The sequence below is a fragment of the Nonomuraea fuscirosea genome (assembly GCF_003001935.1).
In the GTDB taxonomy this organism is placed as follows: domain Bacteria; phylum Actinomycetota; class Actinomycetes; order Streptosporangiales; family Streptosporangiaceae; genus Nonomuraea; species Nonomuraea fuscirosea.
The window spans coordinates 197,224-210,783 of record NZ_PVNG01000007.1 but is presented as its reverse complement, the minus strand read 5'-3'; the positions used below and the strand labels follow the sequence as shown (position 1 = coordinate 210,783).

General features: G+C 71.5%; 11 protein-coding genes. 8 read left to right on the top strand and 3 right to left on the bottom strand.

The window, feature by feature from the left end; genetic code table 11:
• Nucleotides 1–28 precede the first annotated feature (28 nt).
• The 5 genes from B0I32_RS18305 to B0I32_RS18285 all read left to right on the top strand — a co-directional run bounded on the left by B0I32_RS18305 (nucleotide 29) and on the right by B0I32_RS18285 (nucleotide 6,307).
• Nucleotides 29–793 (top strand): 3-hydroxybutyrate dehydrogenase, encoded by a 765-nt coding sequence (locus tag B0I32_RS18305; protein WP_106240637.1) that lies wholly within the window; start codon nucleotides 29–31, stop codon nucleotides 791–793.
• A 108-nt stretch (nucleotides 794–901) separates the two neighbouring features.
• Nucleotides 902–2,854, top strand: coding sequence for a helix-turn-helix domain-containing protein (locus tag B0I32_RS18300; RefSeq protein WP_106240634.1), 1,953 nt, complete (start codon nucleotides 902–904; stop codon nucleotides 2,852–2,854).
• 31 nt (nucleotides 2,855–2,885) lie between these two features.
• Nucleotides 2,886–4,160, top strand: coding sequence for an MFS transporter (locus B0I32_RS18295; protein WP_106241045.1), 1,275 nt, complete (start codon nucleotides 2,886–2,888; stop codon nucleotides 4,158–4,160).
• Complete coding sequence (locus B0I32_RS18290; RefSeq protein WP_106240631.1) at nucleotides 4,157–5,155, top strand: alpha/beta fold hydrolase; 999 nt, start codon at nucleotides 4,157–4,159, stop codon at nucleotides 5,153–5,155. The genes B0I32_RS18295 and B0I32_RS18290 overlap by 4 nt, the downstream gene beginning before the upstream one ends.
• Nucleotides 5,156–6,307 (top strand): tannase/feruloyl esterase family alpha/beta hydrolase, encoded by a 1,152-nt coding sequence (locus B0I32_RS18285; protein ID WP_106240629.1) that lies wholly within the window; start codon nucleotides 5,156–5,158, stop codon nucleotides 6,305–6,307.
• 70 nt (nucleotides 6,308–6,377) lie between these two features.
• Here the strand turns inward: B0I32_RS18285 and B0I32_RS18280 are convergent, their stop codons facing one another.
• Both B0I32_RS18280 and B0I32_RS18275 read right to left on the bottom strand, forming a co-directional pair.
• Nucleotides 6,378–8,375, bottom strand: coding sequence for a glycosyltransferase family 2 protein (locus B0I32_RS18280; protein ID WP_106240626.1), 1,998 nt, complete (start codon nucleotides 8,373–8,375; stop codon nucleotides 6,378–6,380).
• 152 nt (nucleotides 8,376–8,527) lie between these two features.
• Nucleotides 8,528–9,247, bottom strand: a complete 720-nt coding sequence (locus B0I32_RS18275; RefSeq protein WP_245955887.1) for an aggregation-promoting factor C-terminal-like domain-containing protein — start codon at nucleotides 9,245–9,247, stop codon at nucleotides 8,528–8,530.
• Between the two features lie 265 nt (nucleotides 9,248–9,512).
• Here B0I32_RS18275 and B0I32_RS18270 point away from each other — a divergent pair, with 265 nt between their 5' ends.
• The 3 genes from B0I32_RS18270 to B0I32_RS18260 are packed head-to-tail and all read left to right on the top strand — an operon-like array spanning nucleotide 9,513 to nucleotide 12,108.
• Nucleotides 9,513–10,187: a response regulator transcription factor gene (locus tag B0I32_RS18270; RefSeq protein WP_106241040.1), complete on the top strand. Its 675-nt coding sequence runs from the start codon at nucleotides 9,513–9,515 to the stop codon at nucleotides 10,185–10,187.
• Nucleotides 10,184–11,596 carry a sensor histidine kinase gene (locus B0I32_RS18265; RefSeq protein ID WP_106240625.1) on the top strand — a complete coding sequence of 471 codons (1,413 nt, stop codon included), beginning with the start codon at nucleotides 10,184–10,186 and terminating at the stop codon, nucleotides 11,594–11,596. Before B0I32_RS18270 ends, B0I32_RS18265 begins: the two co-directional genes overlap by 4 nt.
• Entirely contained in the window at nucleotides 11,593–12,108 is a 516-nt protein-coding gene (locus B0I32_RS18260) for a hypothetical protein (protein WP_106240622.1), read from the top strand. The genes B0I32_RS18265 and B0I32_RS18260 overlap by 4 nt, the downstream gene beginning before the upstream one ends.
• Here B0I32_RS18260 and phoH2 read toward each other — a convergent pair whose 3' ends face one another.
• Nucleotides 12,109–13,377, bottom strand: coding sequence for an RNA 5'-3' helicase PhoH2 (phoH2, locus tag B0I32_RS18255; protein WP_106241037.1), 1,269 nt, complete (start codon nucleotides 13,375–13,377; stop codon nucleotides 12,109–12,111). It abuts the gene before it with no gap.
• Nucleotides 13,378–13,560 lie beyond the last annotated feature (183 nt).

The window sequence follows — 13,560 nt, the reverse complement described above, 5'->3', positions numbered from 1 at the left end:
CGGCCGGTCAGCGCTTAGGGTGCGGAGTATGGCGAAGCATCTCTCGGGAGAGCTGACGGGGCGCACCGCGCTGGTGACGGGGGCGGGCGGCGGCATCGGGGCGGCCTGCGCCCGGCGGCTGGCCGCGGCGGGGGCCAGGGTGCTGGTCGTGGACATGCGGGCCGAGCCCGCCGCGAAGGTGGCCGCCGAGGTCGGCGGCCTGGCCGTGGTGGCCGACCTGAGCGATCCCGGCTTCACGGCGGCGCTGCCGGACGAGCCCGTGGACATCGTGGTGAACAACGCCGGGTTCCAGCACGTGGCGCCGATCGAGGAGTTCCCGCCCGACGTCTTCGGGACGATGCTCCGGGTGATGGTCGAGGCGCCGTTCCTGATCGCGCGCGCGGTGCTGCCCGGCATGTACGCCCGGGGGTGGGGGCGGTTCGTGAACATCTCGTCGGTGCACGGGCTGCGGGCGTCCCCGTACAAGTCGGCCTACACCGCGGCCAAGCACGGGCTGGAGGGCTTCTCCAAGGTCGTGGCGCTCGAAGGGGCGCCGCACGGGGTGACCTCGACCTCCGTCTGCCCCGCCTACGTACGCACCGGGCTGGTCGAGGCCCAGATCGAGGACCAGGCCAGGGTGCACGGGATCGCGCCCGACGAGGTCGTGAGCGACATCATGCTGGAGCCCGCCGCGATCAAGCGCCTGATCGAGCCGGAGGAGGTGGCCGACCTGGTCGCCTACCTCTGCGGCCCCAGTGGGTCCTTCGTCACTGGTGTCTCTCTTCCTGTGGACGGCGGGTGGACCGCCCGGTGAGGGAGTGCCGTCCTCTGGAGGAGTGGAGAGAGCGAAGCGACCGGAGCGGGGGAAGAGGGCGGCATATGGCGACCGAACCCGCCGCACGCAGTGCGGCAAATTAGACACATGCCGTCACTTAGTCTTCAATTTCTCGAACTGCTCGCCCGGGAGGCGTCGGCGGTCGAGTTCGAGGGACCGATCATCCGGGCCAGGGCGGCGGGGGCGGATCCGGCCGCGATCGAGGAGCTGGAGCAGGCCAAGGTCGAGGCGCTCAAGGTACGCGACCTGCTCAAGCGCCGCGCCAGGCGCGAGGCCGAGCTGTCGGCGCTGTACGACACGGCCGGCGACCTGGCCGCCCTGCGGGACCTGGACGCCGTGCTTGAGGCGATCGTGCACCGGGCCAGGCAGTTGCTGGCCACGGACGTCGCGTACATGACACTGCACGACCCCGAACGCGGCGACACCTACATGCGGGTCACCGACGGGTCGATCTCGGCCAAGTTCCGGGCGTTGCGCCTGGCCATGGGCGCGGGGCTGGGCGGGCTGGTCGCGCAGACGGCGACGCCGTACGCGACGGCCGACTACTTCGCCGACGCCAGGTTCCGCCACAAGGAGGACATCGACGAGGCGGTGACCGAGGAGGGCCTGGTCGCCATCCTGGGCGTGCCGCTGCGGCTGGGGCAGCGGGTGATCGGCGTGCTCATGGCGGCCAACCGCAGCGCGCGGCCGTTCCACCAGGAGGAGGTGTCGCTGCTGGCGAGCCTGGCGGCGCACGCCGCCGTCGCGATCGACAACGCCAGGCTGCTGCAGGAGACCAGGAACGCGCTGGAGGAGCTGTCGCGCGCGCACAGGACGGCGCGGGAGCACGGCCAGGCGGTCGAGCGGGCCGCCATGGCGCACGACAGGATGACCTCGCTGGTGCTGCGCGGCGGCGGGATCGAGGACGTGGCGGCCGTGGTGACGGACGTGCTGGGCGGTTCGCTGGCCGTGCTGGACGACCTCGGGCGGGCGATCGGCGGCGCGGCGCGCGAGCTGGCGGAGCCGGACGTGGGCGTGCTGGAGGCGGCGCAGGCGTCGCGGGCGCTGGGACGTACGGTGCGCAGGGGCGATCTGCTGATCGCGTCCGTGGACGTCGGCGGTGAGCCGCTGTGCACGCTGGTGCTGCGCAGCGACGACGCCGACGAGCGCATCCTGGAGCGGGCGGCGCTGGTGTGCGCGCTGCTGCTGCTGTTCCGCAGGAGTGTGGCGGAGGCGGAGGGCCGGGTCAGGGGCGAACTGCTCGACGACCTGATCTCGCGGCCCGGCTCCCCCGGGCTCGCGGACCGGGCCCGCCGGCTCGGCGTGGATCTGGGCGCGCCGCACGTCGTGGTGGTGGTCAAGCACGGCGGCCAGCGGGAACGGGCCGCGTTCTGGGCCTCCGCACAGGCCTCGATGCGGCACGGGCTGGCGGCGGGTCGGGGAGACGAGGTGGTGCTGCTGCTCCCCGGTGACCACGCGGGCGCGGTCGCCCAGCGGGCCGCCGCCGAGCTGTCCGCGTCGCTGCAGAGCACGGCGACGGCGGGCGCCGCGCCCGCCGTCGGCCCCGCCGAGCCGTCGCGAGGCGCGCAGGGCGACCCGCGCGTAAGGGACGAGCAGGGCGATTCTCGCGTACGGGACGTGGCCGCGGCCTACCAGGAGGCGCGGCGGTGCGCGGAGGCGCTCATCGCGCTGGGGCGGGCCGGCGACGGCGCGAGCGCGGCCGAGCTGGGCTTCGTCGGGCTGCTGGTGGGCGACGGCCACGACGTGCGCGGGTTCGTGGACCGGGTGGTCGGCCCGGTGATCGACTACGACGCGCGCAGGGGCACGGCGCTGGCCGGCACGCTGGCGGCCTACTTCGGCGCGGGCGGCTCGCCCTCCCGCGCGGCCGAGGCGCTGCACATCCACGTCAACACCGTCACGCAGCGGCTCGACCGCGTCGGGAGACTGCTGGGTGACGGCTGGCTGGAGCCGGAGCGGGCGCTGGAGATCCAGCTCGCGCTCCGCCTGCACCGGCTCGGCCACACATCCACCGGGAAGACTGTGGGTCCCGACGCCATATGAGTGACTCCGGTCACAACCTACGGTGACCGGCATGGCCACTTCCATCAAGAAGATCGTCGCCGCGAGCCTGATCGGCACCACCATCGAGTGGTACGACTTCTTCCTGTACGGCTCGGCAGCCGCCCTCGTGTTCAACAAGCTCTTCTTCCCCGAGTCCGACCCCCTGACCGGCACGCTGCTGGCGTTCCTCACCTACGCGGTCGGCTTCGTCGCCCGCCCGCTGGGCGGCCTGGTCTTCGGCCACTTCGGCGACCGGATCGGCCGCAAGACGCTGCTGGTCGTCAGCCTGCTGACGATGGGGGCGGCGACGTTCCTGATCGGCTGCCTGCCGACGTACGAGACGCTGGGGCCCTCCGCGGCGCTGGTGCTGACGGCGCTGCGGCTCGTGCAGGGCTTCGCGCTCGGCGGCGAGTGGGGCGGCGCGGTGCTGATCGTGTCCGAGCACGGCGACACGGCGCGGCGCGGCTTCTGGGCCTCATGGCCGCAGGCGGGCGCGCCCGGCGGGAACCTGCTGGCGACCGGCGTGCTGGCGGCGCTGGCCGCCTGGCAGTCGGAGGAGGCGTTCCTGGCGTGGGGCTGGCGGGTGCCGTTCCTGCTGTCGGGCGTGCTGGTGCTGATCGGGCTGTGGATCCGGCTGACGATCACCGAGTCGCCGGTGTTCCAGCAGGCGCCGCCCGAGGAGCGGGCCCCGATCGTCGGGGTGCTCAAGCACCACGCGAAGGACGTGGTCATCGCGATCGGCGCGCGCCTGGCCGAGAACATCTCCTTCTACCTGCTCACCGTCTTCGTCATCACGTACGCCAAGCAGACCGACGTCGACAACTCCACCGTGCTGACCGCGGTGCTGATCTCCTCGGCCATCCACTTCGTCACGATCCCGATGTGGGGCGCGCTGTCCGACCGGTTCGGCCGCCGCCCGATCTACCTGTCGGGCGCCGCCGGCATCGGCGTGTGGATCTTCGCGTTCTTCCCGCTCGTGGACACGGGCAACTTCCTCGCGATCACCCTGGCCGTCACCGTCGGCCTGCTCTTCCACGGCATGATGTACGGCCCGCAGGCGGCGTTCTTCTCCGAGCTGTTCGGCACCAGGACCCGCTACACCGGCGTCTCCATCGGCGCGCAACTCTCGGCGATCGTGGCGGGCGCGCTGGCCCCGATCATCGCGGTGGCGCTGCTGCAGGCGTACGGGAGCAGTGTTCCCATCTCGGTCTACCTTGGTCTGGCGGCGCTGCTCACCCTGGCCGCCGTCTACGCCGCACGCGAGACGCGGGGCAGCGACCTGGCGGAAAGGATCAACGCGCGATGAGGATCACCACGTCGAGGCTCACCCAGAACGTCCTGACCGTCGAGGGCAGGACCATCGGCGAACCCGTGCTGTTCGTGCACGGGAACGTCTCCTCCGCCGCCTTCTGGCGCGACGCCATGGCCGCGCTGCCCGAGGGCTACCGGCCGCTCGCGGTGGACCTGCGCGGCTTCGGCGACACCGACCCCGCGCCGGTGGACGCCACCCGCGGGCTGCGCGACTACTCCGACGACGTGCTCGAACTGATCGCCGCGCTGGAGCTCGACCGGGTGCACCTGGTGGGCTGGAGCATGGGCGGAGGCGTCGTCCTCCAGGTCCTGCGCGACCGCCCGGCGCTCGTCAGGAGCCTGACCCTGGTCAACCCCGTCTCCCCCTACGGTTACGGCGGCACGGAGGGCCTCAGCGGCCGGCTGACGCATCCTGACGGGGCCGGCGCGGGCGCCGGGGCGGCCAACCCCGACTTCGTGGCCCGGCTCAAGGCGGGCGACCTGTCGGCCGAGTCCCCCACCTCGCCGCGGAGCGTCTTCCGCTCCTCGTACGTCAAGAACGAGGTCCCCGACGAGGACTTCTACGTCCGCGCGATGCTCACCACGAGGGTCGGCGAGGCGCACTACCCCGGCGACGCCGTCACCTCCGACGCCTGGCCCGGCTTGGCGCCCGGCAAGAGCGGCGTGCTGAACGCCCTCGGCCCCACCCGCTTCCGGCTGGACGACCTGCACGAGATCGAGCCGAAGCCGCCCGTCCTGTGGATCAGGGGCGCCGACGACGTGATCGTCTCGGACGCGTCCCTGTTCGACCTGGCCCACCTCGGGGCGCTCGGCGTCGTGCCCGGCTCCCCGGGCACGCCGGCCCAGCCCATGGTGGGGCAGACGCGGGCGGTGCTGGAGCGGTACGGGCCCTACCGGGAGGCGGTGCTGGACGACTGCGGTCACAGCCCGCACCTGGAGCGCCCCGAGGACTTCCAGCGCCTGCTGGCCGAGCACCTGAGGGAGGCGTAGATGCTGGTCGCGCTCACGCTCGTGGCGAGCTTACTCACGCCGCCCGGCCACCATCAGCTCACCGTGCCGGGCGCCGAGCACACCGAGATCGCCGTGCTCGACGACCTGACCACCGCCGGCACCAGCAGGACCGGCCACACCGACCCGGCGGACTGGGCGGGCCTGCACTCGGCCGCCACGGTCAACCCCACCGGCGTGCCCGGCGTCCAGATCGACGGCTACTTCCCCGACACCTCCCACGGCAACACCACGCACGGCTGGAACCACGACTCCCAGTTCGTCGTCAGGCTGCCGCGCGAGTGGAACGGCGGCCTGGTCGTCGGCGGCACCCCGGGCAACAGGGAGCAGTACGCCAACGACTACACGATCTCCGACTGGGTGCTGGCCAAGGGCTACGCCTTCGCCAGCACCGACAAGGGCAACGTCGGCGTGGACTTCCACGAGGACGGCCGCCGCCCCGGCGACGCCATCGCCGAGTGGAACGAGCGCGTCACCCAGCTCACCGTGGCCGCCAAGGCCGTGGTCAGGCAGCACTACGGCAGGAAGCCCGCCCGTACGTACGCCGCCGGCATCTCCAACGGCGGCTACCTGGTCAGGTGGCAGCTGGAGAACCGGGGCCACCTGTACGACGGCGGCGTGGACTGGGAGGGCACGCTCTGGCGGGTCAAGGGCGACAACCTGCTGAACTTCCTGCCGCCCGCGCTGAAGGCGTACCCGGACGAGGACGGGGTGCGGGCGGCCGGGTTCGCGGCCGGCTCGGAGTTCCTGTGGCCGTTCCACCAGCAGTACTACTGGGAGCTCACCCAGCAGCTCTACCAGAAGGAGCTGGACCCGTCCTACCAGGGCGCGGCGGCCGACTACGACTACGACCGGCGCAGGCCGTACGCGGCCCTGGCGAAGATCGCGCTGACCGGCCGGATCATCAAGCCGCTGATCACGATCCACGGCACGCTGGACACGCTGCTGCCGATCTCGCGCGACTCCGACGTCTACGCGAAGATGGTCGGCCCGCACCGGCCGTTCCGGTATCACCGTGTCGAGGGCGGCAACCATCTGGACAGCCTGGTCGATCTCTACCCCGACCGGCTCACGCCGATGCTGCCCGCCTTCAGGAGCGCCTTCGAGGAGCTGGAGGGCTGGACCCGCCGGTGAACGGCGGGTGCCGTCAGCGCCCTGACCGTCAGTCGGTGAGGTAGCGGTGCCGACCGACGCACCCTCACCGTCAGTCGGTGAGGTAGCGGTGCCGGCCCGCGCGCGCCCACCGGACGAGGTGGCGGGCACCGGGCAGCCGCCGGCCGAGCCGGTGGAGCGCGGTGTCCCGGCCCATGGGCGAGCGGCGTTCTGGATCGACGGCGGCGGCCGGGCGCACGTCGACCTTGCCCCTGCGCATCTCCAGCGCGAACCGCAGCCCGAACTCGCCCTCCGACGAGCGCAGTGAGGACAGCCAGCCGCCGGGGCCGAGGTGCTCGACGCCGGGCATGATCCGTTTGACCGGCACCTTGGCCACGAGCTGGCCCGCGATCCTGCCCGGCACCCCGGCCTCGACCAGCGCGGGCGCGCTCACCTCGCGGCCCCGCCTGCCGGTGCCGCGCAGCACCAGCTCCAGGGCGGGGCCGCCGCTCGGCGGCACGTACGGCACCGGCAGCACGACGTAGAGGTGCTTGTCGAGCTGCTTGACCATCACGCCGGGCGACACGAGCGCGATCGACTCGGAGAACGAACGCGGCTCGATGGCCAGGCCCAGCTCGCCGTTGTCGCTCCAGCACGGCACCACCAGCCGCATCCTGGGCCGCTGGGCCAGCACGCCCAGGCAGTTGAGCGGGCCCTCGGGGCGGCTGACGCGGCTCCTGGCCTGGTTGGCGCCGCTGAACATGCGGACGTGCACCTCCCACTGGCCGGGCCGCAGTGGCTGTCCCAGGGCGGCGCTGGTGATGTCCAGCCTGGTCTCGCCCTTGATCCTGATGCGGACCCGGCGGCGGCCGTCCTGGACGCGTTCGACGTGCTGCTCCAGCGGCAGGAAGTGCACGATGCCGGTCTCGGTGTGGCGTACGTAGAGCTCGACGCGGGCCCGCTCGACGGCGTCGGTGATGTCGGTCACGTCCTCCGGGAGCTTCCTGGTGTCCAGGGCGCGCGGCGGGATCCAGTGCAGGCGGTCGCCGTCCACGCGGTACCGGTCGGGCGAGCCGTCGCCGGCCATGACCTCCACGCTCAGGCCGAGCACGAGGACATGGGCGTCCCAGCGCACCTCGGTGAGGTCGGCGCGCAGGCCGGCCCGCCTGGACGCGTTCGACATGAGCACGATCTGGTCGAGCCGGCCGGCGCGGGCGTAGGCGGCCACCACGCGCAGCTGGACCGGGAGGTGGCGGTCGAGCCGTTCGGGGAAGCGCCGGACCATGAGGTCCTGCACGACGCGGAAGTGCATGCCCCTGTCCACGGAGGAGTCGGCGAACTTGCTGGTCACCAGCGGGCGCAGGACGGCGTAGCGGAGCCAGTAGGCGTACATGCGGTCGCGCTGGCGGCCCTCGCCGACGAAGGCGTCGATGTCGTCGAGCAGCGCGGTCAGCTCTCGTACGATCGCGCGGGGCTCCTCCTCGGCGGGCGGGCGCTCCCCGAGGTGGCAGCAGACGTGCTCGGCCAGGACGGCGATGACCTTGGCCTGGAGGTAGGCGCGCAGCACGAACGCCTGCTCGCCGAGCCGGCCGCCGGGCACGGAGAAGCCCAGCTCGTGCTCCTCCAGGAAGGCGCGGCGGTAGAGCTGCTGCGGGAGGAGCAGCGTGAGCAGCCGGTCGCGCAGGATGTCGGCGCGGGCCGTGCTGCGCTCGAAGGCCGTCATCGGCGGCCCCCAGTCACGGATGAGCCGGCCGATGAGCACGTCGGCGTCGGTCTCGACGGCGCGCTCGTACATGTGCGCGAGCGCGTCGCGTTCCAGGCGGTCGCCGGGGTCGAGGAAGTAGACGTACTCGCCGGTGGCCGCCGCCGCGCCGACGTTGCGTCCGCGCGACGGCGATCCGGTGTACGGCAGGTGCAGCACGCGTACGTGGTCGCGGACCGCGGCGATGGTGTCCAGGCGCTCGGCGATGCCGTCCGTGGACCCGTCGTCCACGACGATCACTTCGTATTCGTCCGCGGGCAGCGTCTGCTCCAGCATGGAGCGGATGCACGCGTCGGCGGTGTCACCCGGATTGTGGACATTGACGATCACACTGACCTTCACACCCATGCGGCCAGCGTGCGCCCGTATACAGGATCGGGCGTGGCGGCTTGCCGATTAGAGATGCAAAGTTGACCCGCTCCTGCGGATCCGCGGACTCGGAGCGGGCCGAAGTGTGACTTTTGGTACCGGCCGACGAGTACCGGCCGACTAGGACTCGGCTAGTACCAGCCGACGGACTGGGAGTGGCCCCACGCGCCGCAGGGGGTGCCGTAGCGGCCCTTGATGTAGCCGAGGCCCCACTTGATCTGGGTGGCGGCGTTGGTCTGCCAGTCGGAGCCCGCGCTGGCCATCTTGCCGCCCGGCAGGGACTGCGGGATGCCGTACGCGCCGGAGTAGCGGTTCATGGCCCGCTCGTTCCAGCCGCTCTCCTTCTGCCAGAGGCGTTCCAGGCAGCCCCACTGGTCGGCGCCGAAGCCGAAGCTCGCCAGCATCGAGCGCGCGGTGGCCTTGTTGCTGCCCGGCGACGGGTCGCTGCCCGGCGGGAAGTTCTGCGGCGGGAAGCCGTCGCCCGCCGGAGCCTGCTTGGGGATGACCCAGTCGAGGTCCTTGCCCGAGCCGCCGCCCGGACGGTCCTTCTTCAGCCTGTCGGCGCGGTAGGCCTGCTCGGCCTCGGCCTTGAGCAGGTCGCTCTTCGGGTCGGGCGCGTAGAGGTCGCCGCTGGCGATCTTGCCCAGGTCCTCCATGGAGAAGACGGGCTGCTGCGGCGGGTTCTTGGCGTTCTGTACGGCGTGGTAGGCGACGAATCCGCCCCCGCCGAGGACGATGCCCACCGACAGGACGCCGATGACGATGCGCTTCGGCGTCGCGCGCGAACGCCGGCGCGCCGGGGGGAGGTCTTCCTTCGGGCGGCGCTCACTCAACTGCGGACCGGGGCTCACGATGCATGAGCTTGCCGTGTCATGGGGGGTGGTCCGCAACCGAAACGCGGGAATCGCTTGGCGAAAATTTCACCAACCGGCCGGTTAGCTCCACAAATCCCGAAAAATGTGACTTTCATCACATAAGCGCGGCTCCCCCTCAGGCGCCCGTAGCAGAAGGGAAGCCGCTTACAGCGTGCCTTGACTACTTCGGGGTCTGATCAACGCCATGTCACAGTTTGGTGACACAACTCGGATAATCCAGACATGGAATAATAATGTGCGCGTGGCTGGCATCCTCCTTGTAGAAGACGACCCCTCGGTCCGTACGGCTCTAGAGCTGGCGCTGACCAGGCAGGGGCATTCCGTCACGTCGTACGCGACGGGCGAGGAGGCCCTCGACCACATCAGGTCCCGCCGCCCCGAGATCGCCATCCTCGACGTGATGCTGCCCGGCATCGACGGGGTCGAGGTCTGCCGCCGCGTGCGCAAGCTCGACCAGCTCCCGGTCATCCTGCTCACGGCCAGGGGTGACGACCTCGACGTCGTGGTGGGGCTTGAGGCGGGCGCCGACGACTACGTGGTCAAGCCGGTCGAGCCCCGCGTCCTGGACGCCCGCATCCGCGCCGTGCTGCGCCGGGCCGAGTCCGCCGCCTCCGACCGCATCACCTTCGGCGACCTCGTGATCGACCGGGGCGCGCTCAAGGTCACGCTGGCCGGCAAGGAGATCCACCTGACGCCGACCGAGCTGCGGCTGCTGCTGGAGCTCGTCCGCCATCCCGGCCAGGTGCTCAACCGCCGCTACCTGCTGCGCGTGGTCTGGGACCACACGCACATCGCCGACTCGCGCCTGGTGGACGCCTGCGTGCAGCGGATCCGCGCCAAGATCGAGCCCAGGCCGGCCGCGCCCGTCTTCATCCACACCGTGCGCGGGTTCGGCTACCGGTTCAGCCCCCCGTGATCCCGCTGCCCACGGGGCTGCGCGCCCGCCTCGTCATCACGTTCACGCTCGTCGCCGTCGCCGCCTCGTTCCTGGTCGCCACGATCGGCTACGAGCTGGCCAAGGAGGCGCTGGTCACCAGGGCCGAGACCACCGCGCTCGACCTGGTGAACAGAGAGCTCAGCAGCATCTCCTTCCCGATCGGCAAGCTCAGGCCGGGCGAGGTCGCGCCCACGGCGAAGGACCTCGACGGCGTCGCCCACGCGCTCGGCGGGCCCGGCCGCAGCGTGCTGGTCGAATATCGCAGTCTCATCGCCGCCGACGGCGTCATGTCGATGAGCGACGTGCCCAACGAGCTGCACGGACGGGCCAAGCAGAGCATCGTCACCCAACGCAAGATCGTCCGCAACGCGCTGTACCTCATCGTCGGCGCCGAGGTCTACCGCGACAGCGTGGGCGTGCCCGAGGCCACCGGGCTGCGGGCGTTCGTCTTCTTCCCGCTGACGGACGACGAGCGCCAGCTCGCCACCCTGCGCACCACCCTGGCCCAGACGGGCGCGGTCATCGTGCTGCTCGCCCTGGTCGTGGCGCTGCTGTCGGCCAGGCAGGTGCTGCTGCCGGTACGGCGGCTCAGCGCGGCGGCAGAGGCGCTCGGCCAGGGCAAGCTGGACACCCGGCTGCCCGTGCACGGCCAGGACGAGCTGGCCGGGCTCACCGCCAGGTTCAACGACGCGGCCGCGGCGCTGGAGCTGAGCGTGTCGGAGCTGCGCTCGCTGGAGGCCATGTCGCGCAGGTTCGTCGCCGACGTCTCGCACGAGCTGCGCACGCCGCTGACCGCCATGACGGCCGTGGCCGACATGCTCTCCGACGAGGCCGACCACCTGCCGGAGGCGCCCGCGCAGGCCGTCCGGCTGGTGCTCAGGGAGATCGAGCGCCTGCGCGAGCTGGTCGAGCACCTCATCGAGATCAGCCGCTTCGACGCCGGCACCGCCACGCTCAACCTCGAACCGGTGAACGTGGCCGACAGCATCGAGGACTGCCTGGACGTGCGCGGCTGGCGCGAGAAGGTCGAGGTGCACGCCTCCCAGGGGCTGACCGCCAACCTCGACCCGAGCAGGTTCGACGTCATCGTGGCCAACCTCGTCGGCAACGCGCTCAAGCACGGCGAGCCGCCGGTGACGGTCAGCGCGCGCGCCACGGAGAACGGCCTGGAGGTGAAGGTGCGCGACCACGGCAAGGGCATCCCGCGCGAGGCGCTGGCCCACGTCTTCGACCGCTTCTTCAAGGCCGGCGCGGGCCGGGCGCGCAGCCAGGGCAGCGGCCTGGGCCTGGCCATCGCCAGGGCCAACGTGCTGCTGCACGGAGGCACGATCTCCGTACGCGCCCAGCACCCGGGAACCCTCTTCACGGTCTGGCTGCCCCACACATGAACGTCATCCGAGCCCTGACGATCACCGCGCTGCTGGCCTGCCTGATCCCCGCCGGGGGCTGCGGGATCACGCCCACCGACGTGCAGGACAGGGGCGACGCCCCCACGACCAAGATCCCGCCGCCGTCGAAGACGTTCTTCCTGATCAAGGACGGCGAGCTGGCCAAGGAGCCGGCGAACGTGGACGACGACACCGTGACCAGCCTGCTGGGAGCCCTGTTCGCCGTCTCCTCGCAGCCGCTGGAGAACCGGGACACCGCGCTGCGCGGATTCACGTACCTGCGCTCCAAGAACTCGGTCGATCCGCCCCAGCGCGACGAGATCCAGCTGCCCCGCACCTCGACCCTGACCGTCTACATCAGCGGCGAGGGCACGCTGTCGCAGCTCGGCAAGGCGCAGATCGTCTGCACCGCGCAGCAGGACGCGGCGTTCGAGATGGTCAGGATCGTCCGGGAGAACAAGAACCGCCCCTCCACGTCGGAGGGGCGGTTCACCTGCGGCGAGCTCAAGTAGTCACATCGTGATGTCTTCCAGCATCTCGGTCACCAGCGCGGCGATCGGCGAGCGCTCGGACCTGGTCAGGGTGACGTGGGCGAACAGCGGATGGCCCTTCAGCTTCTCCACCACCGCGACCACGCCGTCGTGCCGGCCGACCCGCAGGTTGTCGCGCTGGGCCACGTCGTGGGTGAGCACCACCCGCGAGTTGGCGCCGATCCGGCTCAGCACGGTCAGCAGTACCCCGCGCTCCAGCGACTGGGCCTCGTCCACGATCACGAACGCGTCGTGCAGCGACCGGCCCCGGATGTGCGTGAGCGGAAGCACCTCCAGCATGCCCCGATCCAGCACCTCCTCGATCACCTCGGGCGAGGTGATGGCGCCGAGCGTGTCGTAGACGGCCTGGGCCCACGGGCCCATCTTCTCGCCCTCGGTGCCGGGCAGGTAGCCGAGTTCCTGGCCGCCGACGGCGTAGAGCGGCCGGAACACGATCACCTTGCGGTGCTGGCGCCGCTCCAGGACGGCCTCCAGGCCCGCGCAGAGCGCCAGCGCCGACTTGCCGGTGCCGGCCCGCCCGCCGAGCGAGACGATGCCGATCTCCGGGTCCATCAGCAGGTCGAGCGCGATGCGCTGCTCGGCCGAGCGGCCGTGCAGGCCGAAGACCTCGCGGTCGCCGCGGACGAGCCGGACGGACTTGTCGGGCTGCACCCGGCCGAGCGCCGAGCCCTTGGCCGACAGCAGCCGCAGGCCGGTGTGCGTGGGCAGCTCTCTGGCCTCTTCCAGGTCGGCGGTTCCCTGGTCGAAGAGCGTCTCCACGTCGTCGGTGGTCACCTGGACCTCGGCCATCCCCGTCCAGCCGGACTCACTGACCAGCTCGGCGCGGTATTCCTCGGCCGAGAGGCCGATCGAGGCCGCCTTGACGCGCATCGGCAGGTCTTTCGACACCAGGACGACATCGCAGCCCTCGCTGGCCAGCGAGCGGGCCACCGTGAGGATGCGCGTGTCGTTGTCGCCCAGGCGGAAGCCCGCGGGCAGGATGGACGGATCGCTGTGATTGAGCTCGACCCTGATGGTGCCGTCCCCGGTCGGCATGGCCTCGTCCAGCCTGCCGTACTGGACCCTCAGCTCGTCTAGGTAGCGCAGAGCCTTCCGCGCGAAGTAGCCGAGCTCTGGATGGTGCCGCTTGCCTTCCAGCTCCGTGATGACCACGATCGGAAGGACCACGTCGTGCTCGGCGAATCTGGTCATCGCCGCCGGGTCGGCTAGCAGGACCGAGGTGTCGAGCACGTACGTGCGCTTGGCCGACTGGAGAGTAGGGTTGCTCGAGGACACTGCCACACGTTCTCCCCCGGGTGCCCCTTGGTGCGGGCACCCTGCAGACGAGGTGGGAATCGGACCGGACCCGCGTCCCCGACCGCGAACTGCCGTCGGTGCCGGAGTCCGGCCCCCCTCGGCAGATGTTGGTGCAAA

What these genes read in the sequence shown, in the direction of transcription:
- B0I32_RS18260 (WP_106240622.1), top strand. Translation starts at nt 11,593, where the DNA reads ATGAACGTCATCCGAGCCCTGACGATCACCGCGCTGCTGGCCTGCCTG.
- B0I32_RS18285 (WP_106240629.1), top strand. Translation starts at nt 5,156, where the DNA reads ATGCTGGTCGCGCTCACGCTCGTGGCGAGCTTACTCACGCCGCCCGGC.
- B0I32_RS18295 (WP_106241045.1), top strand. Translation starts at nt 2,886, where the DNA reads ATGGCCACTTCCATCAAGAAGATCGTCGCCGCGAGCCTGATCGGCACC.
- B0I32_RS18300 (WP_106240634.1), top strand. Translation starts at nt 902, where the DNA reads ATGCCGTCACTTAGTCTTCAATTTCTCGAACTGCTCGCCCGGGAGGCG.
- B0I32_RS18280 (WP_106240626.1), bottom strand. Translation starts at nt 8,375, where the DNA reads ATGGGTGTGAAGGTCAGTGTGATCGTCAATGTCCACAATCCGGGTGAC.
- B0I32_RS18290 (WP_106240631.1), top strand. Translation starts at nt 4,157, where the DNA reads ATGAGGATCACCACGTCGAGGCTCACCCAGAACGTCCTGACCGTCGAG.
- B0I32_RS18305 (WP_106240637.1), top strand. Translation starts at nt 29, where the DNA reads ATGGCGAAGCATCTCTCGGGAGAGCTGACGGGGCGCACCGCGCTGGTG.